18 protein-coding genes are annotated in these 23,010 nt (G+C 71.1%); 1 reads left to right on the top strand and 17 read right to left on the bottom strand.

The features are described 5' to 3' along the window. Nucleotide 1: 1 nt before the first annotated feature. A complete protein-coding gene (locus tag Sco07f_RS05045) occupies nucleotides 2–766 on the bottom strand; it encodes a TraR/DksA family transcriptional regulator (protein ID WP_108987047.1) in 765 nt (254 codons plus the stop codon). Nucleotides 767–1,318: 552 nt separating this feature from the next. Here Sco07f_RS05045 and ileS point away from each other — a divergent pair. Continuing rightward, complete coding sequence (ileS, locus tag Sco07f_RS05035) at nucleotides 1,319–4,462, top strand: isoleucine--tRNA ligase (protein ID WP_108987046.1); 3,144 nt, start codon at nucleotides 1,319–1,321, stop codon at nucleotides 4,460–4,462. A 300-nt stretch (nucleotides 4,463–4,762) separates the two neighbouring features. On the opposite strand, the gene divIVA is transcribed toward ileS, so the two are convergent. The 16 genes from divIVA to rsmH all read right to left on the bottom strand — a co-directional run bounded on the left by divIVA (nucleotide 4,763) and on the right by rsmH (nucleotide 22,824). Beyond that, nucleotides 4,763–5,965, bottom strand: a complete 1,203-nt coding sequence (gene divIVA, locus Sco07f_RS05030) for an apical growth/hyphal branching protein DivIVA (RefSeq protein ID WP_054103366.1) — start codon at nucleotides 5,963–5,965, stop codon at nucleotides 4,763–4,765. 55 nt (nucleotides 5,966–6,020) lie between these two features. Then, nucleotides 6,021–6,305, bottom strand: coding sequence for a YggT family protein (locus Sco07f_RS05025; RefSeq protein WP_007448661.1), 285 nt, complete (start codon nucleotides 6,303–6,305; stop codon nucleotides 6,021–6,023). Between the two features lie 81 nt (nucleotides 6,306–6,386). Further along, entirely contained in the window at nucleotides 6,387–7,028 is a 642-nt protein-coding gene (locus tag Sco07f_RS05020; protein WP_007448662.1) for a cell division protein SepF, read from the bottom strand. A gap of 128 nt (nucleotides 7,029–7,156) precedes the next feature. Next, entirely contained in the window at nucleotides 7,157–7,876 is a 720-nt protein-coding gene (locus Sco07f_RS05015; protein WP_108987045.1) for a YggS family pyridoxal phosphate-dependent enzyme, read from the bottom strand. Nucleotides 7,877–7,882: 6 nt separating this feature from the next. Next, on the bottom strand, nucleotides 7,883–8,611 hold the full coding sequence (gene pgeF, locus Sco07f_RS05010; protein WP_007448664.1) for a peptidoglycan editing factor PgeF: 729 nt from the start codon (nucleotides 8,609–8,611) through the stop codon (nucleotides 7,883–7,885). Continuing rightward, nucleotides 8,608–9,807 carry a cell division protein FtsZ gene (ftsZ, locus tag Sco07f_RS05005; protein WP_007448665.1) on the bottom strand — a complete coding sequence of 400 codons (1,200 nt, stop codon included), beginning with the start codon at nucleotides 9,805–9,807 and terminating at the stop codon, nucleotides 8,608–8,610. The genes pgeF and ftsZ overlap by 4 nt, the downstream gene beginning before the upstream one ends. A 288-nt stretch (nucleotides 9,808–10,095) precedes the next feature. After that, nucleotides 10,096–10,890, bottom strand: coding sequence for a cell division protein FtsQ (ftsQ, locus tag Sco07f_RS04995; RefSeq protein ID WP_087791393.1), 795 nt, complete (start codon nucleotides 10,888–10,890; stop codon nucleotides 10,096–10,098). A gap of 26 nt (nucleotides 10,891–10,916) precedes the next feature. Next, nucleotides 10,917–12,011: an undecaprenyldiphospho-muramoylpentapeptide beta-N-acetylglucosaminyltransferase gene (gene murG / locus Sco07f_RS04990; RefSeq protein WP_054103363.1), complete on the bottom strand. Its 1,095-nt coding sequence runs from the start codon at nucleotides 12,009–12,011 to the stop codon at nucleotides 10,917–10,919. A 6-nt stretch (nucleotides 12,012–12,017) separates the two neighbouring features. Next, nucleotides 12,018–13,388 (bottom strand): putative lipid II flippase FtsW, encoded by a 1,371-nt coding sequence (gene ftsW / locus Sco07f_RS04985; RefSeq protein ID WP_007448671.1) that lies wholly within the window; start codon nucleotides 13,386–13,388, stop codon nucleotides 12,018–12,020. A gap of 77 nt (nucleotides 13,389–13,465) precedes the next feature. Next, the gene (gene murD / locus Sco07f_RS04980; RefSeq protein WP_078581799.1) at nucleotides 13,466–14,881 is read right to left on the bottom strand and encodes a UDP-N-acetylmuramoyl-L-alanine--D-glutamate ligase; all 1,416 of its coding nucleotides are present in this window, start codon (nucleotides 14,879–14,881) and stop codon (nucleotides 13,466–13,468) included. Between the two features lie 8 nt (nucleotides 14,882–14,889). Beyond that, nucleotides 14,890–15,981, bottom strand: coding sequence for a phospho-N-acetylmuramoyl-pentapeptide-transferase (mraY, locus tag Sco07f_RS04975; RefSeq protein WP_042825995.1), 1,092 nt, complete (start codon nucleotides 15,979–15,981; stop codon nucleotides 14,890–14,892). Next, on the bottom strand, nucleotides 15,981–17,411 hold the full coding sequence (locus tag Sco07f_RS04970) for a UDP-N-acetylmuramoyl-tripeptide--D-alanyl-D-alanine ligase (protein WP_007448678.1): 1,431 nt from the start codon (nucleotides 17,409–17,411) through the stop codon (nucleotides 15,981–15,983). The genes mraY and Sco07f_RS04970 overlap by 1 nt, the downstream gene beginning before the upstream one ends. 73 nt (nucleotides 17,412–17,484) lie before the next feature. Further along, nucleotides 17,485–19,005: a UDP-N-acetylmuramoyl-L-alanyl-D-glutamate--2,6-diaminopimelate ligase gene (locus Sco07f_RS04965; protein ID WP_054103360.1), complete on the bottom strand. Its 1,521-nt coding sequence runs from the start codon at nucleotides 19,003–19,005 to the stop codon at nucleotides 17,485–17,487. A 264-nt stretch (nucleotides 19,006–19,269) separates the two neighbouring features. Beyond that, complete coding sequence (ftsI, locus tag Sco07f_RS04960) at nucleotides 19,270–21,234, bottom strand: cell division protein FtsI (RefSeq protein ID WP_108987044.1); 1,965 nt, start codon at nucleotides 21,232–21,234, stop codon at nucleotides 19,270–19,272. Continuing rightward, on the bottom strand, nucleotides 21,231–21,794 hold the full coding sequence (gene ftsL / locus Sco07f_RS04955; RefSeq protein WP_054103359.1) for a cell division protein FtsL: 564 nt from the start codon (nucleotides 21,792–21,794) through the stop codon (nucleotides 21,231–21,233). The genes ftsI and ftsL overlap by 4 nt, the downstream gene beginning before the upstream one ends. 73 nt (nucleotides 21,795–21,867) lie before the next feature. After that, nucleotides 21,868–22,824, bottom strand: coding sequence for a 16S rRNA (cytosine(1402)-N(4))-methyltransferase RsmH (gene rsmH / locus Sco07f_RS04950; protein WP_108987042.1), 957 nt, complete (start codon nucleotides 22,822–22,824; stop codon nucleotides 21,868–21,870). Between the last annotated feature and the right edge of the window lie 186 nt (nucleotides 22,825–23,010).

Genomic DNA, 23,010 nt, shown 5'->3' with positions numbered 1-23,010 from the left:
ACTAGTACCGGCGCTCCTGCTTCTGCTTGCACTCGACGCACAGGGTCGCCCGCGGGAAGGCCTGCATCCGCGCCTTGCCGATCGGCTTGCCGCAGTTCTCGCAGAGGCCGTAGGTGCCCGCGTCCAGGCGGTCCAGGGCGCGCTCGGTCTGGGTGAGCACCTCGCGCGCGGTGGCGGCCAGCGCCAGCTCGTGCTCGCGCGTGATGTTCTTGCTGCCGGTGTCGGCCTCGTCGTCGCCCGCGCCGTCGCCGGAGTCCCGCATCATGCCCTGGAGCGACCGCTCGGAGGTGTCGATCTCGGTGCGCAGCCGGTCGGCCTCGGACTGCAGCTCGCCGCGCGCCTCCTCGGCCTCTTCCGGGGTCCAGGGTTCCTCGCCGGGGCGTACCGCCAGGTCACCGGGGTCCGCGGCGGCGGTGCCGCGGGCCTTGGGGACAGCGGTCTTGGCCGCCGTGGCCGTGCCAGGAGTCTTCTTCGCAACCACCGTCGTGGCTCCCGTCTGCTCCGCGGCCTCGGCCGCGCCCACTTTCTTGGCCGTGCTCTTCGCCGTGCTCTTCTTCGCGGTGCTCTTCTTGGCCGTGCTCTTCTTCGCCGTGCTTCCGCCCGCCGCGGTCTTCTTCGCCGCGGTCTTCCCCTCCGGGCCCGTCTTCGCCCCGGCCCTCTTCGCCGGGCTCTTGCTCGCCGCCGCCTTCTCCTCCGGGTCCTGCTCCGCGGCGCTCTCCTCGGCGGCGCTCCGCTTCGCGGCCGTCGTCTTCTTCTTCGCCACCATGGCCGCGGCCCCTTCACATATTGTGATCTTGCGCGCGAATCGTGCTGGGACGATAAATCGACTCCGGTCCCGCGGCAACGGGGCACGCCGCCCGACTCGCCGCCCACCGTGCACCGCGCGGCGAGCATGCATGCGTTGTGCCCAGCTCCCCGCCCGGTAATCCGGCGGATCGCCCCCGGCCGCCCCCTCCGCGAGCCGGCACCCGGACGGCGGCATTCGGGTCACGCCAAAACCGGTCGGCCGCTGTCCGCGCGGCGCCGTACACTGGGCGCAGCGAAAAGCGTGGATGGGGACGAGTAGCGGCGTCAGCAGCCCAGAGCGACCCGGGGACGGTGTGAGCCCGGGGGCGAGCGCGACGTGAAGATCACCCCGGAGCCGCCGGAAGAAAGCCGTGGCAGGACGGTCACGGTGAGTAGAGCCGGTTCGCGACCCCAATGAGGGGGCTCACCGGAGCACACGACGCGCCGGCCGGGCCAAGGAGGGTGGTACCGCGGGAGCACGGCTCTCGTCCCTCCGACGGAAGGCAGCACGTCCGCCGGAGGAAGCTCGCTGATGACAACGCCTCAGTACCGCCAGGTACCCGCCCAGGTCGACCTGCCCGCGCTCGAACACGCGGTGCTCGACTTCTGGCGCGAGCAGAAGATCTTCGCCAAGAGCCTGGAGCAGTCCGAGGGCCGCCCGGAGTGGGTGTTCTACGAGGGCCCGCCCACCGCCAACGGCATGCCCGGCGCCCACCACATCGAGGCGCGCGTCTTCAAGGACGTCTTCCCCCGCTTCCGCACGATGCGCGGCTACCACGTGGGCCGCAAGGCCGGCTGGGACTGCCACGGCCTGCCGGTGGAGCTGGCCGTCGAGAAGGAGCTGGGCTTCTCCGGCAAGCAGGACATCGAGGCGTACGGCATCGCCGAGTTCAACGCGAAGTGCCGCGAGTCGGTGACCCGCCACACCGACGCCTTCGAAGAGCTCACGACGCGCATGGGCTACTGGGCCGACCTCCAGGACCCGTACCGCACGATGGACCCGGAGTACATCGAGTCGGTCTGGTGGTCGCTGAAGGAGATCTTCGACAAGGGCCTGCTGGTCCAGGACCACCGCGTCGCCCCCTGGTGCCCCCGCTGCGGCACCGGCCTGTCCGACCACGAGCTGGCCCAGGGCTACGAGACGGTCGTCGACCCGTCCGTCTACGTCCGCTTCCCGCTGACCTCCGGCCCGCTGGCCGGCGAGGCCGCGCTGGTCGTCTGGACGACGACCCCGTGGACCCTGGTCTCCAACACCGCGGTCGCCGCGCACCCCGACGTCACCTACGTCGTCGCGACCGACGGCGAGGAGAAGCTGGTCGTCGCCGAGCCGCTGCTGGAGAAGGCCCTCGGCGAGGGCTGGGAGACCACCGGGCAGTCCTTCACGGGCGCCGAGATGGAGCGCTGGACGTACCAGCGCCCGTTCGAGCTGGTGGACTTCCCGGAGCCGGCCCACTACGTCGTCAACGCCGACTACGTCACCACCGAGGACGGCACCGGCCTCGTCCACCAGTCCCCCGCCTTCGGTGAGGACGACCTCAAGGTCTGCCGCTCCTACGGCCTGCCGGTGGTCAACCCGGTCCGCCCCGACGGCACCTTCGAGGAGGACGTCCCGCTCGTCGGCGGCGTCTTCTTCAAGAAGGCCGACGAGAAGCTGACCGAGGACCTGGACACCCGGGGCCTGCTCTTCAAGCACATCCCGTACGAGCACAGCTACCCGCACTGCTGGCGCTGCCACACCGCGCTGCTCTACTACGCCCAGCCGTCCTGGTACATCCGCACCACGGCCATCAAGGACCGTCTCCTCCAGGAGAACGAGAAGACCAACTGGTACCCGGACGCGGTCAAGCACGGCCGGTACGGCGACTGGCTGAACAACAACATCGACTGGGCGCTGTCCCGCAACCGCTACTGGGGCACCCCGCTGCCCATCTGGCGCTGCGAGGAGGACCACCTCACGGTCGTCGGCTCCCGCGCGGAGCTGACCGGGCTGACCGGCACCGACCAGTCGGCCCTGGACCCGCACCGTCCGTTCATCGACGACGTGACCTTCACCTGCACCCACGAGGGCTGCTCCCTCGAAGCGGTGCGCGTGCCGGAGGTCATCGACGCCTGGTACGACTCGGGTTCGATGCCGTTCGCGCAGTGGGGCTACCCGTACAAGAACAAGGAGCTGTTCGAGAGCCGCTACCCGGCGCAGTTCATCTCCGAGGCCATCGACCAGACCCGCGGCTGGTTCTACACGCTGATGGCGGTCGGCACCCTGGTCTTCGACAAGTCGTCCTACGAGAACGTGGTCTGCCTCGGCCACATCCTCGCCGAGGACGGCCGCAAGATGTCCAAGCACCTGGGCAACATCCTCCAGCCGATCCCGCTGATGGACCAGCACGGCGCCGACGCGGTCCGCTGGTTCATGGCGGCCGGCGGCTCCCCCTGGGCGGCCCGCCGGGTCGGCCACGGCACGATCCAGGAGGTCGTCCGCAAGACGCTCCTCACCTACTGGAACACGGTCGCCTTCCAGGCCCTGTACGCCCGCACCACGGGCTGGGCCCCGAGCGAGGCCGACCCGGCCCCCGCCGACCGCCCGGTCCTGGACCGCTGGCTGCTCTCGGAGCTGCACGCGCTGACCGACCAGGTCACGCAGGCGTTGGACGCCTACGACACCCAGCGGGCCGGCAAGCTGCTGTCCGCGTTCGTCGACGACCTGTCCAACTGGTACGTGCGCCGTTCCCGCCGCCGCTTCTGGCAGGGCGACAAGGCCGCGCTGCGCACCCTGCACGAGGTCGTCGAGACGGTCACCAAGCTGATGGCGCCGCTGACCCCGTTCATCACCGAGCGGGTCTGGCAGGACCTGGTCGTGCCGGTCACCCCGGGCGCGCCGGAGTCGGTCCACCTGTCCTCGTGGCCGGAGGCCGACCTCACGGCGATCGATCCGGAGCTGTCGAAGCAGATGGTCCTGGTCCGCCGCCTGGTCGAGCTGGGCCGGGCCACCCGTGCGGAGTCGGGCGTCAAGACCCGCCAGCCGCTGAGCCGCGCCCTGATCGCGGTGGCGGGCTTCGGGGCGCTCTCCCCCGAGCTGCACACGCAGATCACGGAGGAGCTGAACGTCGAGTCCCTCGCGTCGCTGAGCGAGGTCGGCGGCTCCCTGGTCGACACGACGGCGAAGGCCAACTTCCGGGCACTGGGCAAGCGGTTCGGCAAGCGGGTCCAGGACGTCGCGAAGGCCGTCGCGGGCGCGGACGCCGCCGCGCTGTCCCTCGCGCTGCGCGAGGGCACGGCGTCGGTGGAGGTCGACGGTGAGACGATCACCCTCGCTCCGGACGAGGTGATCATCACGGAGACGCCGCGCGAGGGCTGGTCGGTCGCCTCCGACTCGGGCGCGACGGTGGCGCTCGACCTGGAGCTCACGGAGGAGCTGCGCCGCGCCGGCCTCGCCCGGGACGCGATCCGCCTGATCCAGGAGGCCCGCAAGAACAGCGGCCTCGACGTCGCCGACCGGATCGCCCTGCGCTGGACGGCCACGGACCCGGCGACGATCGCCGCCCTGAGCGACCACTCCGGTCTGATCGCCGACGAGGTCCTGGCGACGGACTTCGCCCAGGGCGAGGCGGACGACACGTACGGCGCACCGTTCACGGACGAGGGCCTGTCCCTGGTGTTCCGCCTGCGCAAGCAGTAACCGAAGGGAAGCAACAAGGGCCCGCATCCCTGCAGGGGTGCGGGCCCTTCGCGCAGCTGCGGGCAGTCGTGCCGCTGGGGCGGCACGGGTGGGCGGTGGGGGTACCTCCCAGGCCGTTCAGGCACCGGGGGAGGCACCCCGCCGGCGCCGGGCAGCGCCCCACCCCCGCGCCCCCACCAACGCCCCGCACCTCGAAGCGCACACGCCAAAGGGCGGGCCCCGGGTCAGAAACCCGGGGCCCGCCCTGAACGTTGCCGAAGGCTACGCCGTACTACCTACCGGACGTCAGTCCGACACAGCTCAGTTGTCGTCCTCGTCGATCAGGAACCCGCGCATCGGCGAGGGCGCCTGCCCCATCGGCGACGGCCCCTGCGGCCGCACCGGCGCCATCGGCTGGGTCATCGCCGGCGACATCTGCTGCTGCCCGCCGTAGGACGGACCGGACTGGCTCGGACCGCTGCCCATCGACTGGTTGCCGCCGTAGGACGGGGCGCTCGCGCCGGCCGGTGCCATCGAGGGCGCCGGGGACGGCGGCAGAGAGGCCGTCGCGGGCGTACGCGGCGGGGCGAGCGAGTCGTCCGCCTGCGTCTCCAGCTGGCGCAGCTGCGACTCCAGGTACGACTTCAGCCGCGTCCGGTACTCGCGCTCGAAGCCGCGCAGGTCCTCGACCTTGCGCTCCAGCGTGGCGCGGGCGGACTCCAGGGAGCCCATCGCGACACGGTGCTTCTCCTGCGCGTCCCGCTCCAGGGCGTCCGCCTTGGCACGGGCGTCCCGCTCCAGACCCTCGGCACGCGAACGGGCCTCGCCGACGATCTTGTTGGCCTCCGAACGGGCCTCGGCGATCGCCTGGTCGGCGGTCTGCTGGGCCAGCGAGAGGACACGGGCGGCGCTGTCGCCACCGGGGCCACCCTGACCGGGCATGCCGGGACCACCAGGGCCACCGGGGCCCTGCGGGCCACCCATGGGGCCGCCCATCGGACCGGGACCCATCTGGCCCTGCATCGGACCCGGGCCCTGGCCCATCGGCCCCGGACCCTGCCCCATCGGGCCGGGACCCTGCGGGCCACCCTGTCCGCCGGGACCGGCGGGCAGCTGCGGGGCACCGCTAGGCAGCTGGGGCGGACCACCCATGGGGCCACCCATCTGCTGCTGCGGCGGGCCCGATATGCCGGCGGGTACCGGAGCGCCGGGACCTCGCATGCCCTGCTGCGGCATACCGCCCTGCTGCGGGTGCCCCTGCTGGTGCTGGGGCGGCCCCTGCTGCGGCGGCTGCTGCTGATCCTGCGGAGGTTCTGGAGGCTTGCGCATGTTCTGCTGGTTCTGCGCGGCCGCACGCGTGGCGGCGGCCAGCTTGGCGCGCAGGTCCTCGTTCTCGCGCAGCAGGCGCGTCAGTTCGGCTTCGACCTCGTCGAGGAAGGCATCGACCTCGTCCTCGTCATAGCCTTCTCGGAGGCGGACGGTCGTGAACTGCTTGTTCCGCACGTCCTCGGGGGTCAACGGCATCTCTTCACCTCAACGTTGTCGTCGGCATTCGGCAAGCCCGTATCTCTCTCATCGATCACAGCCGGCTCACGATCGAGATCAGGATGTAGACGATGATCATCAGTACGAAGAAGGACAGGTCGAGCGCCACGCCCCCGAGACGCAGCGGCGGGATGAACCGCCGCAGAAGCTTCAACGGTGGATCGGTGACAGTGTAGGTGGCCTCAAGAACGACCACCATCGCCTTGCCGGGTTGCCACGAGCGGGCGAACTGGAAGACGTAGTCCATGACCAACCGGAAGATGAGCACGATGAGGAAGCACATCAGCGCGATGTAGACGACATCCAGGACCACGCTCATGACCTGTGCTTCCCTCTCCCCTGAACCATCTCTCGGACCCTTCGTCGGGCCCGGGTTCTTGCTCTGTACCGGTGGTGCGTCTCAGCTCTGGTTGAAGAACCCGCCCTCTGCGATGCGGGCCTTGTCCTCCGCCGTGACATCGACGTTAGCAGGAGACAGCAGGAACACCTTCTGCGTCACCCGCTCGATACTGCCGTGAAGACCAAACACCAAACCGGCCGCAAAGTCGACAAGTCGCTTCGCATCTGTGTCATCCATCTCAGTGAGATTCATGATCACCGGAGTGCCCTCACGGAAGTGTTCCCCGATGGTACGGGCCTCGTTGTAGGTCCGGGGGTGAAGCGTGGTGATCCGGTAGGGCTCTCGTTCGGACACGACCTTGGGCATGATGACCGGTGCGCTCTTTTCCAGGCTTGCGCGTTCTTGTGTGATGGACGCCACGGGCGCGATGCGCGCCGGACGACTCGATTCCGCCGCGAGCGAAGCGGAACGGGGCATCGGCTCGCGCTGCGCGGGCGGTTGTACGACTCGTACCTCTTCGTCCCTTTGGGGCTGATGTGAACCATGTGACTGGTGCGCCGGTTCATGGCGCCGGTGATCCCGCTCGGGCTCCGGGTCCAGTTCGGGTTCGAAGTCGTCGTCGGGGTCGAACCCCCGGCCGTCGTACCCGTCGTCCTCCACGAGGCCGAGGTAGACCGCCATCTTGCGCATCGCGCCGGCCATGCTCTGAGTCCTCCGCTCTGTGGTGGATCTGCTGACGACTCCAAGTGCCTGCGATCCACGAGGTCGTTGCGTCCGCCTTTCGGCGGTAATGACCATATTTTCTGCTGTGGTCCGACTTCTTGGCGACGTTACCCGAGCCTGGGTCGGACTCCGAGTACCGCAGTGCCGACGCGTACATGTGTCGCTCCGGCGGCCACGGCCTGCTCGAGGTCCGCACTCATCCCCGCGGAGACCATGGTGGCAGCCGGATGGGTTCGGCGCACGCAGGTCGACAGATCCATGAGGTGCTCGAACGCCGCCCGTTGGCGCCCCGCGTACGCGCCGGTGAGCGGGGCGACGGTCATCAGCCCGTCGAACCTCAGCCCCTCCGATCCGGCGACCAGGTCGGCCAACTCTTCGATTCCGTCGGGCGAGACGCCGCCGCGTTCTCCCCGCCCGCCCTCCCCCGCGTCGAGCGCGACCTGGAGGAGGCAGCCCAGCTCGCGCCCGGTCCGCACGGCCTCCTTCGACAGGGCCGCGACCAGCCGGGCCCGGTCCACGGACTGCACGACGTCCGCGTAACCGACCACGGAACGCACTTTGTTGGTCTGCAACTGACCGACGAAATGCCACGAAAGCGGCAGATCCGAACATGCGGCGGCCTTGGGCGCGGCATCCTGGTCGCGGTTCTCCGCGACGTGGCGAACGCCGAGTTCCGAGAGAATGCGCACATCGTCGGCCGGGTAGGTCTTGGTGACCACGATGAGGGTCACCTCTTCGCGCGGGCGGCCCGCGGCCGCACAGGCGGCGGTGATGCGCTCTTCGACTGCCGCCAGGTTCGCGGCGATTTCCTGCTTACGGTCCGTCATGCCCCATCAGTCCAGCCACACATAGCCCGCGAGCCGCCCGGTGGTGCGGTCGCGTCGGTACGAGAAGTGGTCCTTCGACTCCCGGGTGCACACCGGCGACTGCGCCCGGTCGCGCACTCCGAGGCGCTCGAGCTGTGCGTGCACTCCGGCGCTCACGTCCACCGCCGGCGTGCCCCAACTCGTGTCGGCGTACGCCGCCGGCTCGACGGCGGCCACCTCGGCGCGCATCTCCTCGGGCACCTCGTAGCACCGGCCGCACACGGCGGGTCCGGTGCGGGCGACGATCCTGGCCGGTTCCGCGCCGAGTTCGGCCATCGCCCGTACGGCGGCGGGGACGACCCCGGCGACCAGTCCGGGCCGGCCCGCGTGAGCCGCGGCGGCGACACCGGCGACCGGGTCGGCGAGCAGGACCGGCACGCAGTCGGCGGTGAGGACGGCGAGGGCGAGACCACGCTCGGCGGTGACGACGGCGTCGACCCGCGGGACCGGACGGTCCCCCCAGGGCGCGTCGACCACGGCGACGTCGGCCCCGTGCACCTGGTTCATCCAGACCACCCGGGCCGGGTCGACACCCAGCGACTTGGCCGCCAGCTCCCGGTTGGCCGTGACGGCGCCGGGGTCGTCGCCGACCGCGCCGCCGAGGTTGAGCTCCTCGTACGGAACGGCGCTCACTCCGCCCCACCGGTCGGTGAAGCCGAAGTGCGCGCCGTTCACGGTGTCGCGCTGTCCTATCACTTCAGGAAGTCCGGCACGTCCAGTTCCTCGGCCGCGCTGTCCGAGTAGGTCCGCGACGGCGGGACCGGCGGCGGGGAGACCGGCAGGTCGGCGACCGGCTCCGGCGCGGGGGCCGGCTCCGGCTCCTCCTTCGGCTTGACGCTGCCGAGCGAGCCGAAGGACGGGCGGCTCTCGGACGGCCGGGCCGGGGTGGGCTCCTCGCGCTTGGCCGAGGAGGACCCGAGGACGTTGTCCCGCTTGGACGGCGGCTGGCCCCCGTCGAAGCCGGCCGCGATCACGGTGACCCGCACCTCGTCGCCGAGGGCGTCGTCGATGACCGCGCCGAAGATGATGTTGGCCTCGGGGTGGGCGGCCTCGCTGACCAGCTGGGCCGCCTCGTTGATCTCGAACAGGCCGAGGTCGGAGCCGCCGGAGATGGAGAGCAGCACACCCCGGGCGCCGTCGATGGACGCCTCGAGCAGCGGCGAGGAGATCGCCATCTCGGCGGCGGCCACCGCGCGGTCGTCGCCGCGGGCCGAGCCGATGCCCATGAGCGCGGAACCGGCCTCGGACATGACCGACTTGACGTCGGCGAAGTCCAGGTTGATCAGGCCGGGGGTGGTGATGAGGTCGGTGATGCCCTGCACACCGGACAGCAGCACCTGGTCGGCGGACTTGAACGCGTCGAGCACGCTGACCTGGCGGTCCGAGATGGACAGCAGCCGGTCGTTGGGGATGACGATGAGGGTGTCGACCTCTTCGCGGAGTTCCGCGATGCCGTCCTCGGCCTGGTTGGCCCGGCGCCGTCCCTCGAAGGTGAACGGGCGGGTCACCACGCCGATGGTGAGGGCGCCCAGGGAGCGGGCGATGTTGGCCACGACGGGCGCGCCGCCGGTGCCGGTGCCGCCGCCTTCTCCGGCTGTCACGAAGACCATGTCGGCCCCCTTGAGGACCTCCTCGATCTCCTCGCGGTGGTCCTCGGCGGCCTTGCGGCCGACGGCCGGGTTGGCTCCGGCGCCGAGTCCGCGGGTGAGTTCGCGGCCGACGTCGAGCTTGACGTCGGCGTCGCTCATCAACAGCGCCTGTGCGTCGGTGTTGATGGCGATGAACTCGACGCCCTTGAGACCGACCTCGATCATCCGGTTGATGGCATTGACACCACCGCCGCCGACACCGATGACTTTGATGACTGCGAGGTAGTTCTGCGGTGCTGCCACGTCGAAGGCCTCTCGCCTCGAGTTACGTGTCGCCCGACCGCCGAAGCACTGATGCCCCCGCGACCCGACGACTGATGCCGATTGGGACGGTCCGTAGCGCCGACCCGAACCCTAACGCTGAAGTTTAGGGTTACCAGTGTGTCTGTTCCTTGGACTCTTCCGAACAGGACACTAAGTCGACAAGTGGCGCACGTTCAACGAACACGCCGAACCTCCCGTTTTTCTTTTCACCCTATGTGATCAGCCGTAGCGCTGCCCAACCAGGGTGCTGGCCTGCACGTATACCCGTCAACTCCCGGATGACGCCGGGGCGGTGGGAACGCTCACGTCGAAGTGCCGCGCGTCGGGCGTCGCTTTCATGAGCGCGGTGAGCGCGCGGGCTTTCTGCACACCCTGCTCACCGCTCCCCCACGACACGGTCCGACCGCCGCTCAACTCCAGCGAGATGTCGTCGTAGGAACGGACCTTGACGACCCGTGTGTCCCGGGCGACCCTGTCCGGGAGCCGGCCGGCCACCCGCACCGCCTCGCGCACCAGGCGGTCGTCGTCGAAGCGGCGCAGGCTCGCCGCGGCGGATCCGGAACGAGCCGGTTCCAATTCCAGCTCGGGCACGCCTTTCGGGGCCTTGGAAACCGTGGCGAAACGGACGCCTTCATCGTCCACTTCCACGAACTTTCCGCCCTTTTGCACAATCAGGACGGGAGTACGCTCCGTCACTTTCAGCCCGATTCCGTGCGGCCAGGAACGCTCCGCCACGACCTCGTCAATGCGCGGCAATTCCCGGCGCAGCCGGGCCTCGACCGCTTCCGTGTCGACCGAGACCAGCGGGTCCCCGACCGGCACGTCGGCGGCCTCGCGCACCTGCGCGGGCGTCAGCACGCGGGTTCCGGAGACCGACACGTCTTCCAGACGCGTCCAGTTGGAGCCGTAGAGCACCCAGAGGGTTCCGCCCGCGACGAGTACGAGCGCGACGGCGAGAATGATGATCGTACGAAGACGGGGCGGGCGGAACCGGCGTACCCGGGGCGGGCCGGACGACTCCTGCTGGCGTGCACCGCGCTCGGCGGTGGTCGGTCCGGCCACGCTCCCCTGCCTTCCGTCAGACGTGTCTAGCGGTGCGCACGGGCGGCGATCGCCTCGTACACCATGCCGACGAGGAGGTCGTCGGCGTCCCGGCGGCCGAACTCGGCGGCGGCGCGGGACATCTCGTACAGCCGGTGCGGGTCGGCGAGCACGGGCAGGACGTTCTGCTGGAGCCACTCGGGCGTGAGGTCCGCGTCGTCGACCAGCAGCCCGCCGCCGGCCTTGACCACCGGCTGGGCGTTGAGCCGCTGTTCGCCGTTGCCGATGGGCAGCGGGACGTAGGCGGCCGGGAGCCCGACGGCGGAGAGTTCGGCGACGGTCATCGCGCCCGCGCGGCAGAGCATCATGTCGGCGGCGGCGTACGCGAGGTCCATCCGGTCCAGATAACTTACCGGGATGTACGGGGGCATGCCCGGCATCTGGTGGACCTGCGGCAGTTCGTTCTTCGGCCCGACCGCGTGCAGGATCTGGATGCCGGCCTGCTGGAGCCAGGGCGCCACCTGCTGGATGACCTCGTTGAGGCGGCGGGCGCCCTGCGAGCCGCCGGTGACCAGCAGCGTCGGCAGGTTGGGGTCGAGCCCGAACAGGGCGCGGGCCTCGGGACGGGCGGCGGCCCGGTCGAGGGTGGCGATGGAACGGCGCAGCGGAATGCCGATGTAGCGGGAGTTGCGCAGCTTGCTGTCGGGGGTGGAGACGGCGACCTGGGCCGCGTAGCGCGAGCCGATCTTGTTGGCCAGACCGGGGCGCGCGTTGGCCTCGTGGACGACGATCGGCACACCGAGCCGCTTGGCCGCGAGGTAGGCGGGCAGCGCCACGTAGCCGCCGAAGCCGGCCACGGCGTCCGCCTTGGTGCGCTCCAGGATCTGCTCGGCGGCCTTGATCGTCCCGCGCAGCCGGCCCGGGACGGTGATCAGCTCGGGGGTGGGCTTGCGCGGCAGCGGCACGGCCGGGATCAGCGCCAGCTCGTAACCCCGCTCGGGCACCAGGCGGGTCTCCAGGCCGCGTTCCGTGCCCAGGGCCGTGATCCCCACGGTCGGATCCTGCCTGCGCAGGGCGTCCGCGAGGGCGAGCGCGGGCTCGATGTGGCCCGCGGTTCCTCCGCCGGCGAGTACGACATGCACCGAAATTCACCGCTCTCCGGACGAACGCGCCGCCGAGGCACGCCGTCGCATCGTGTTCCAACTCCGGGGGCTCCGCTTGGCCGCGGGTCCCCTGGCTCCCCGCTTTCTACCAAAGCGAGGTTGCCGCAACGCAAGCGCCGCCCGCGCACCGGGTTCGTCACGCGCGAAGGCGATCAGCAGACCGATGGCGAACATGGTCGGCAGCAGGGCGGAACCCCCGTAGGAGAACAGCGGGAGCGGCACACCGGCGATCGGCAGCAGCCCGAGGACCGCACCGATGTTGATCACGGCCTGGGCCGTGATCCAGGTGGTCACGCCTCCCGCGGCATACCTCACGAAGGGGTCCTCCGTGCGTCCGGCCACGCGGATACCCGCATAGCCTAGAGCCGCGAACAGGGCGAGCACCGACAGCGTCCCCGCCAGGCCCAGTTCCTCACCGGTGACCGCGAAGATGAAGTCGGTGTGCGCCTCGGGGAGTTGGCCCCATTTCTCCACACTGGCACCGAGCCCCGATCCGAACAGTCCGCCCGAGGCGAGGGCGTAGATCCCGTGCACGGCCTGCCAGCAGGCGTCGCCGGGGCCGGGGTCGGTGGCACCGAGACAGTTCAGCCGGGCCATGCGGTTGGGGCTGGTCTTGATGAGGATGAAGCCGAGCAGCACGGCGATCGACAGCACGCCCGCGAACAGCCGGGTGGGCGCGCCGGCCAGCCACAGCAGGCCGAACAGGATCGCCGTGAGGATGATCGCGGTCCCCATGTCGCCGCCGATCATGATGAGCCCGAGCAGCATGAACGCGGCCGGCACCAGCGGCACCAGCATGTGCTTCCACTGCGTCAGCAGCTTCTTGTCCTGCTTGCGGGCGAGCAGGTCCGCGCCCCACAGCACCAGGGCCAGCTTGCCGAACTCGCTGGGCTGGATCTGGAAGGAGCCGCCCAGCGCGATCCAGTTCTGGTTGCCGTTGACCGCGACTCCTATCCCCGGCACCTGGACGAGGATCATCAGGAAGACGGCACCGGCGAGGATGGGGTAGGCGAGGGCCCGGTGCAGCTTCACCGGCATCTTCATGGCGGCGAACAGGAGCCCGGCGCCGATCAGCGCGGCGAGGGCCTGCTTGCGGAAGAAGTACGAGCCGGGCAGCGACAGCTGGAGCGCGGTGATCTGGGAGGCCGAGTAGACCATCACCAGGCCGAGCACGGTGATCAGCGCGCTGCCGCCGCAGATCAGGTAGTACGCGGTCAGCGGCCGGTCCCAGGCGCGGCGCAGCCGCAGGTACAGGCGGAGCACCGGGTTCTCGTGCGGCGGCCCCGGCGTGGCGGGTCGCCGCACGGTCCGCTGTACGGGCGGACGTCCGGTGCGGCTCTGGGGACTACCGGCCATCGCGGCCTCCGCTGTACGTCGGCATGGACCGTCCCACGCGTCCTCCCGAGTTCACCCGGCGCGGGAGCGCGGCCGGGTCAGGCGCCGAGTTCGCGAACGGCCTGCGCGAACGCGTCACCGCGCTGGTTGTAGTTGGTGAACATGTCCATGGAGGCACAGGCCGGGGCCAGCAGCACCGTGTCACCGGGCCGGGCGAGTCGCCGCGCCTCCTGGACGGCCTGGAGCATCGCACCAGTGTCGGTCCGGTCGAGGTCGACCACGGGTACTTCGGGGGCGTGTCGCGCCAGGGCTTCGCGGATCAGGGCGCGGTCGGCGCCGATGAGGACGGCACCGCGCAGCCGCTTCGCCGCGCCCACGACCAGCTCGTCGAAGGTCGCGCCCTTGGCCAGTCCGCCGGCGATCCACACGATCGACTCGTAGGCCGCCAAGGAGGCTTCGGTGGCGTGGGTGTTGGTGGCCTTGGAGTCGTCCACGTACGCCACCCCGTCCACGTCGGCGACGTGCGCGATGCGGTGGGCGTCCGGCGTGAAGGCGCGCAGTCCGTCCCGCACGGCGGCGGCGGAGACGCCGAAGGCGCGGGCGAGACCCGCGGCGGCGAGGGCGTTGGCGATGTTGTGCGGGGCCGGCGGGTTGACGTCGGAGACCTCGGCCAGCTCCTGGGCGTTCTTCTGCCGGTCCTCGACGAAGGCGCGGTCGACCAGCAGGCCCTCCACGACGCCGAGTTGGGAGGGCCCCGGGGTGCCGAGGGTGAAGCCGACCGCCCGGCAGCCCTCCTCGACGTCGGCGGCGCGGACCAGTTCCTCGGTCGCCTTGTCCGCGACGTTGTAGACGCAGGCGACGCGATTGCCCTCGTAGATACGGCCCTTGTCGGCGGCGTAGGCCTCCATGGAGCCGTGCCAGTCGAGGTGGTCCGGGGCGAGGTTGAGCACGGCGGCGGAGTGGGCGCGCAGGGAGGGCGCCCAGTGCAGCTGGTAGCTGGACAGCTCGACCGCGAGGACGTCGTACTCGGTGTCGCCGGTGACGGCGTCGAGGAGGGAGACGCCGATGTTGCCGACGGCGGCGGTGCGCAGGCCGGCCGCCTTCAGGATCGAGGCGAGCATCTGGACGGTGGTGGTCTTGCCGTTGGTGCCGGTGACGGCGAGCCAGGGCGCGGCCTTCCTGCCGTCCAGGCCGCGCAGCCGCCAGGCCAGTTCGACGTCGCCCCAGACCGGGACACCGGCCTGCCCGGCCGCCGTGAACAGGGGCTTGGTGGGCTTCCAGCCAGGGGCGGTGACGATCAGCTCGGTGCCTTCGGGGAGCGTGTCCCCGTCGCCGAGGCGCACGGTGGCACCGAGCGACTCGAGCTCCGCCGCCTGCGTCCGGGCCCGCTCGTCGTCGCCGTCGTTGACGACGGTCACGTGCGCGCCGAGGCCGAGCAGGACCTTGGCGGCCGGGACGCCGGAGACGCCGAGTCCGGCGACGGTGACGTGCTTGCCGGTGAATTCCGAAGGCACCGAGGAGGTCACTTGTCCGCTGCCCATCCCGCGTAGAAGAGGCCGAGTCCGACGATCACACAGATGCCCTGGATGATCCAGAAACGGACCACGACGAGGACCTCGGACCAGCCTTTGAGTTCGAAGTGGTGCTGGAGTGGCGCCATCCGGAAGACCCGCTTGCCGGTGAGGCGGAAGGAGCCGACCTGGATGACCACCGACATGGTGATCAGGACGAACAGGCCGCCGAGGATGGCCATCAGCAGTTCGGTGCGCGAGCAGATCGCCAGACCCGCGAGCACACCGCCGAGCGCGAGCGAACCGGTGTCGCCCATGAAGATCTTGGCCGGCGAGGTGTTCCACCACAGGAAGCCGAGGCAGGAACCCATCAGCGCGGACGCGACCACCGCGAGGTCCAGCGGGTCTCTCACCTCGTAGCAGGCGCCCGGGTTGGTGAGGGTCAGCGCGTTGGCGCAGGACTCCTGGAACTGCCAGACGCCGATGAAGGTGTAGGCGCCGAAGACCAGGACGGAGGCGCCGGTGGCCAGGCCGTCCAGGCCGTCGGTCAGGTTCACGCCGTTCGACATCGCGAGGATCATGAACAGCGCCCAGATGACGAACAGCACCGGGCCGATCGACCAGCCGAAGTCGGTGATGAACGACAGCTTGTCGGAGGCCGGGGTGTTGCCCCGGTTGTCCGCGAACTGCAGCGAGAGCACGGCGAAGGCGATGCCGACGAGCAACTGGCCGGCCATCTTCGCCTTGGCCCGCAGGCCCAGCGAGCGCCGCTTGACGATCTTGATGTAGTCGTCGAGGAAGCCGACCAGGCCCATGCCCACCATCAGGCCGAGCACCAGCAGACCGGAGAAGGTCGGCCCCGCGTCGATGTCCGGGTCCAGATAGCTGGTGATGCCCTTGGCCAGGAAGTACGCGGCGACCGTGGCGAAGATGAAGGCGATGCCGCCCATGGTCGGCGTACCGCGCTTGCTGGCGTGCTCGCGCGGTCCGTCGTCGCGGATGTACTGGCCGTAGCCCTTGCGGGCGAGCAGCTTGATCAGCAGCGGGGTGCCGACCAGGGTCAGGAAGAGGCCAATGACTCCTGCGAACAGGATCTGCTTCATCATCGGGCGGCAACCTCACCCTCGGCGCCGGTCTCGAGCAGCGCCGAGGCGACGCTCTCCAGACCCACCGAACGGGACGCCTTCACGAGCACGACGTCTCCTGGGCGCAACTCGCTGCGCAACAGGTCGACCGCCGCCTGTGCGTCGGACACGTGCACCGACTCCTCACCCCACGAACCCTCGTTATATGCGCCCAGTTGCAGCCATCGGGCTTCCCTGCCCCCGACCGCGACGAGCTTGCTGACGTTGAGCCGGACGGCGAGCCGTCCGACCGCGTCGTGCTCGGCGAGCGCCTCGTCCCCGAGCTCGGCCATCTTGCCGAGCACCGCCCACGTACGGCCCCCCCTTGCCCGTGAGGCTCCGCCGATGGCGACGAGCGCACGCAGCGCGGCCTTCATGGACTCGGGGTTCGCGTTGTAGGCGTCGTTGACGACCGTCACGCCGTCCGGGCGCTCGGTGACCTCCATCCGCCAGCGGGAGAGGGAGCCCGCCTCGGAGAGCGCGGTGGCGATCTCGTCTGCGGACATGCCCAACTCGTGGGCGACGGCGGCCGCGGCGAGCGCGTTCGACACGTGGTGCTCACCGTACAGGCGCATGGTCACATCGCTTGCACCGGAGGGTGTGTGAAGGCTGAAGGAAGGCTGTCCGGTGTCCGTGAGTCGCACGTTCTCGGCTCGAACGTCCGCTTCGCCGGACTCTCCGAAAAGGATCACCTTCGCCTTCGTTCGGGAGGCCATGGCCCGTACGAGCGGGTCGTCCGCGTTGAGGACCGCGGTGCCGCCCTCCTCGGCCGGCGGCAGCGCCTCGACCAGTTCGCCCTTGGCCCGGGCGATCTGCTCCCGGCCGCCGAACTCGCCGATGTGCGCGGAGCCGACGTTGAGGACGAGGCCGATCTTCGGCGGGGTCAGCTCGCACAGGTACCGGATGTGGCCGATGCCGCGGGCGCCCATCTCCAGGACGAGGAACTTCGTCTCGTCGGTGGCGGTGAGCGCGGTGAGCGGCAGCCCGACCTCGTTGTTCATGGAGCCGGGCGTGAACACCGTGGGCGCCTTGCGGCGCAGGACCTGGGCGATCAGGTCCTTGGTGCTGGTCTTGCCGGCCGACCCGGTGAGGGCCACGAGGGTGGTGCCGAGACGGCGTACGACGTGCCGGGCGAGGGCGCCCAGTGCGGCCTGGACGTCGTCCACGACGATCGCGGGCACGCCGACGGGGCGGGAGCCGAGGACGGCCGCGGCTCCCGCTTCGACGACCTGCGCGGCGAAGTCGTGGCCGTCCACCCGTTCGCCGACGAAGGCGACGAAGAGACTGCCGGGCCCCGCTTCCCGGGAGTCCCGGACGACCGGCCCGGTGACCTCGGCGGACGCGTCCGGTATGTCGTGCATCCGCCCGCCGACGACTTCTGCGATCTCGGCGAGTGAGAGGGTGATCACAAGTTCGTCCCCTGGATCAGGATCAGGATCGGCTGGATCGTTCGGGAACTCGTCCCTCGGATCGTTCGGGATTTCATCCCTGGGTCTTCTTGATGGCTTCGCGCAGCACCTGTCGGTCGTCGAAGGGACGGACGACTCCGGCGATGTCCTGGCCCTGCTCGTGGCCCTTGCCGGCCACCAGCACGGTGTCGCCGGGCTCGGCCCGGGCGACGGCGGCGGCGATCGCGGCGGCCCGGTCCTCGAAGACCTGCACCTCGCCGCGCTCGTGCGCGGGCACGGACGCCGCGCCCTGGAGCATGGTGGCGAGGATCGCGAGGGGGTCCTCGGAGCGGGGGTTGTCGGAGGTCAGTACGGCGGTGTCGGCGAACCGGGCCACGGCGGCGCCCATCGGCTCCCGCTTGGTGGTGTCCCGGTCGCCGCCGCAGCCGAGCACGGCGTGCAGCCTGCCCTCGGTGACCTTGCGCAGGGCGCGCAGGACGGATTCGACGGCGTCGGTCTTGTGGGCGTAGTCGACCACCGCGAAGTAGGGCTGGCCCTCGTCCACGCGCTCCAGGCGGCCCGGTACGCCCGGCACGGCGGCGACGCCGTCGGCGGCGGCCTGCGGGTCGAGCCCGGCGGCGGCGAGGGAGACGATCGCGGCGAGGGTGTTGGCCACGTTGAACGGTCCGGCCAGCGGGGACTTGGCGGCGATCCGCTCGCCCTTGGGCCCGAGCACGGTGAACGTGGAGTCCAGCGGGCCGACCTCGACCTCGTCGGCGCGCCAGTCGGCGTCCGGGTGGCCCTCGGCGGAGTAGGTGACCACGGGGACGGTGGCCTCGTTGGCGAGGCGGCGCCCGTACTCGTCGTCGACGTTGACCACGCCGAGCTTGCTGCGCTTCGGGGTGAAGAGCTGCGCCTTGGCCTGGAAGTAGTCCTCCATGCCGGAGTGGAACTCCATGTGCTCCGGGCTGAGGTTGGTGAAGACCGCGATGTCGAAGACGCAGGCGTCGACGCGGCCGAGGACCAGGGCGTGGCTGGAGACCTCCATGGCGACCGCGTCGGTGCCGCGCTCGCGCATCACCGCGAACAGCGCCTGGAGGTCGGTGGCCTCGGGCGTGGTCCGCTCGGACTTGATGCGCTCGTCGCCGATGCGCATCTCGACCGTGCCGATGAGCCCGGTGGACTTCGCGGTGCGCAGACCGCCCTCGACGAGGTAGGCCGTGGTGGTCTTGCCGGAGGTGCCGGTGATGCCGATCTGGAGGAGGTCGCGGCCGGGGTGGCCGTAGATCGTGGCCGCCAGTTCGCCCATCCGCGCGCGCGGGTCGTCGACGACGAGCGCCGGCAGTCCGGTGGCGGCGACGCGCTCCGCGCCGGCCGGGTCGGTCAGCACGGCGGCGGCGCCGAGGCCCGCGGCCTGGGTGACGAAGTCGGCGCCGTGGGCGCGGGCTCCGGGGAGGGCGGCGTACAGGTCGCCGGGGCGCACGGCGCGCGAGTCGTGGGTGATCCCCGTGACCTCGGCGGAGCCGTCCGGAGCGGTGGCACCCAGCTGATCGGCGAGTTCCGCGAGGGGTGTGGCGGAGATCCGCACCGGCCGGGGCGGTCCCGGGTATGTCACGGGGTGGCCCTTCTGGGTGGTTTGGGACTGATCAGGGTGTGGCACGGCGGTGAGCGTACCGGGAGTACCCGCCTGGGGGCCAAAGAGGGCTCCGCCCGCAGCGCGGTCCGGCAACGGCGGTGGTGCGAGACGGGTGGGCGAGGTGCGGGGGCTGCTCTGGTTCCCGGGGTCGGGGGTGATCGTCGTCACGGGTGGTTCCTGGTGGCTCGGTACTGAAACGGCGCTGGCTCGGTACGGGCTCGGTGTCTGCGGGGGCGGTGCGGCTCAGGGCTTGAACGTGACCGGGAGGTTCGCGGGATCGGCGCCGGTCGGCGGTACCTGGAGGGTCTTCAGGGCGAACTCCATGACCTGCTTGTAGATGGGGCCGCAGATCTGGCCGCCGAAGTAGCTGCCCTCGGTGGCGTTCTGGATGGCGCAGTAGACGGTGACGCGGGGCTTGTCGGCGGGCGCGAACCCGGCGAAGGACGAGGTGTAGCCGTGGTACTTGCCGGTGGCCGGATCCACCCGGTTGGCCGTGCCCGTCTTGCCCGCCACCCGGTAGCCGGGGATGCGGGCCTTGGTGCCGGTGCCCTCCTCGTCGTCGACGACGGACTCCAGCATCCGCGCGAGGGTCTTCGCGGTCTTCTCGCTGGTCACGCGGGTCTTCTTGGGCTCGGGGGCCGGGGTGAAGCGTCCGTCGGCGCCCCTGGTGCCGCGCACGAGCGTGGGTTCGATCCGGACGCCGCCGTTGGCGACGGTCGAGTAGATGGAGGCCGCCTGGAGCGCGTTCACGGAGACGCCCTGGCCGAAAGGAATCGTGTACTGCTGCGAGGTCGACCACTGGTCGGGCGGCGCGAGGATGCCCTTGGTCTCGCCGGGGAAGCCGAGCCCGCTGTAGCCGCCGAGGCCGAACTTGCGCAGGTAGGAGTAGAGCACCTTGTTGGCCTCGGCCTGGGTCTTGCCCAGTTCGCCGGTGGCCATGATGGTGCCGATGTTGCTGGACTTGGCGAGCACGCCGTTGAGCGTCAGGTACCAGGTCGGGTGGTCGATGTCGTCCTTGAAGAGCCGGTCGCCGCGCTTGAGCCGGTTGGGGACGGTGATGTGGGTGCCGGGGGTGGCGGCGTTCTCCTCCAGTACGGCCGCCATCGACAGCACCTTGGCGGTGGAGCCCGGTTCGAAGGCGTCCTGGAGCGCGGCGTTGCCGAGCGCGTCGGGGTCGGCGTGGGCGAGGTCGCCCGGATCGAAGCCCGGGGCGTTGGCCATGGCGAGGATCTCGCCGGTCTGCGTGTCCTGGACGATGACGTAGCCGCCGTCGGCCTTGGACTTCTCCACCTGCTCGCTGATGGCGTGCTGCGCGGCCCACTGGATGTCGCGGTCGATGGTCAGCTCCACGTCGCTGCCGGGCACGGCGGGCGTCTCGGTGGAGCCGGCGGTCGGCACCTGGCGTCCGCCGGACTGTGCGTAGCGGATCTTGCCGTCCTCGCCGGCCAGCGTCTTGTCCAGCTTCCGCTCCAGGCCGCCGCCGCCCTTGCCGTCGGCGCCGACCCAGCCGAGGACGCCGGCCGCGAGGTCGCCGCCCGGGTACACACGCTTGCTGCTGGGGTCGGCGAAGACACCCGCGAGCACGTTGACCGCGGACTTGTCGGTCTCCGACTTGGTGGTGAGCGCGGTCTTCAGGTCCTTGATCTGGTTCCAGACCTGGGGGGTCTGCCGGCGCGCGAGGCGGACGTAGCGCAGCTTCTTGTTCTTCGGGCGGAGCACGTCGGCCAGGTGGGCCTGGTCCTGGCCCAGGATGGGCGCGAGGAGCGCCGCCGCCTGCTCGGGTCCGTCGTCGACCTCGAGCTGTTCGCGGGTGAACATCGTGGGGTCGGCGGTGATGTCGTAGGAGTCCACGGTGGTCGCGAGGGCGACCCCGTTGCGGTCGGTGATCCCGCCGCGCTCGGCGGGCAGGGTGTGCACGACGTAGCGGTTCTGCTCGGCCTTCGCGGAGTACGTACCGGCGTCGACGGCCTGCACCTGGAGGAGCCGTACGACGAAGGCGACCAGCACCAGGGTCAGCGCGAGGCCGATCATGCGCAGGCGGGGGCGCGGGCTGCCCAGCCGGAAGGCGCGGGGCGCGGGGCGGGGCGGGCCGGGCCTGCGGGCCGGCCGGGCGCCGGGTCCGGGGCGGCGCCCGCCGGCGGGGCGGACGGGCCTGGCGGGTCCGGGCACACGGCGCCGCGGCGGTTCCCTGTCGGACACTTCCGTCACCTGCCGGGAGTCGGGGTCGGGGTGGGCGTCGCCGCCGTGGTGGGGGTGGCGGCCGTGCCGGGAGGGGCCGCGGTGGCGGACGTGGGGGCCTGGGCGGACGGTTCGGCGTAGGGGGACGGAGTGGGCGCGGACGGGCTGCCGGACGTCGGGGTCAGCGCCTCGGGGGCGAGCACGAGCGGGGTGGCCGCGGCGGGCGCGGGGCTGGGCGAGCCCTTGACCCTCCCGTCGGGGTCGAGGAAGGCGGGGTCGCCGCCGGGCACCATGCCCAGTTCACGGGCGCGGCGCTGGAGGGCCCGGGGGGCGGAGTAGGCGTCGATGTCCCGCTGGAGCGCCTGCTCCTCGTCGGTGAGTTCCTTGGTCCGCTGCTTGAGGTCGTCCAGCTGGAAGGAGCCCTCGCTCAGGGCGGAGTTGAGCACCAGGAGCCCGATGAGGCCGCCGCCAAGGAGGAGGACGACCAGGAGGACGAACGGGGCCCGGGCCGCCTGGCCGCGGGCGCTGCCCGCCGGGAGCAGCCGGGCGAGGCGGGCCGCCCTGCCCTTCAGCTCGGGTTTCCTGCTCACTCGCCCTCCCCCAGGGGGTGTCGTCCGCCCCCGTGCCTGGCCTGCCTCGCTCGGTCCACCCCAGGGACTCCCTTCACCCGAGGGACTCCCTGATGCGCTCGGCGCCACGCAGCCGTGCCGGTGCCGCCCGCCGGTTCTCGGCGATCTCCTCCTCTGTGGGAAGTTCGGCACCGCGCGTCAGCAGCTTGAGGCGCGGCGCGTAGCGCTCGGGTACGACGGGCAGACCGGGCGGCGCGGTGTTGGCGGCGCCGGCCGCGAACACCTGCTTGACCAGCCGGTCCTCCAGCGACTGGTAGGACAGCACGGCGATCCGCCCGCCGACCGCGAGGGCCTCGACGGCCGCCGGGATCGCCCGCTCGAGCACGGACAGCTCGCCGTTGACCTCAATGCGCAGGGCCTGGAAGGTGCGCTTGGCCGGGTTGCCGCCGGTGCGCTTGGCGGCCTGCGGCAGCGCCGCGCGGATGAGCTCGACGAGGCGGGCGCTGTTGGTGAACGGCTCCTTCTCGCGTTCGCGCACGACGGCGGACACGATCCGCTTGGCCTGCTTCTCCTCGCCGTACGCCCGCAGGATGCGGACGAGTTCGCCGGGCGGGTAGGTGTTGAGGACCTCGGCGGCGCTCATGCCGGTGCTCTGGTCCATCCGCATGTCGAGCGGGGCGTCCTGGGCGTAGGCGAAGCCGCGGTCGGCCTCGTCGAGCTGCATGGAGGAGACGCCGAGGTCGAAGAGCACGCCCTGGACGCGGGGGACACCGAGCCGGTCGAGTACGTCCGGCAGCTCGCCGTAGACGGCGTGCACGAGGGTGGCGCGCTCACCGTGGGGGGCGAGCCGCTCGCCGGACAGGCGCAGGGCCTCCTTGTCGCGGTCGAGCGCGACGAGCCGGGCCTCGGGGAAGCGTTCGAGAAGCGCCTCGCTGTGCCCGCCGAGTCCCAGCGTGCAGTCGACGACCACGGCTCCCGGCTCCTGAAGGGCGGGCGCCAGCAGGTCCAGACACCGCTGGAGCATCACCGGGACGTGTCGACTCTGGCTCAAGTGGGGCGGCCTCTCAGCTCCGGCGCGACGTCACGCACCGCCGGGTCCCCTCCCGCTCGCATCCGAAGGGGAGGCCTGCCGGCGCCAAAAGCGTCGGCCGGCCGGGAGCGGGAGGAGGCCGAGCCGTACGTACGCGCCGCGCACGTGGGGAGATCTGGCGGGACGTCGTCCAGGTCTCCGGGGAAT

This window comes from Streptomyces coelicoflavus (assembly GCF_003112555.1).
GTDB classification, from domain to species: domain Bacteria; phylum Actinomycetota; class Actinomycetes; order Streptomycetales; family Streptomycetaceae; genus Streptomyces; species Streptomyces coelicoflavus.
Note: the sequence above shows the minus strand (reverse complement) of the source record. Positions and strands in the feature narration are given on the sequence as shown.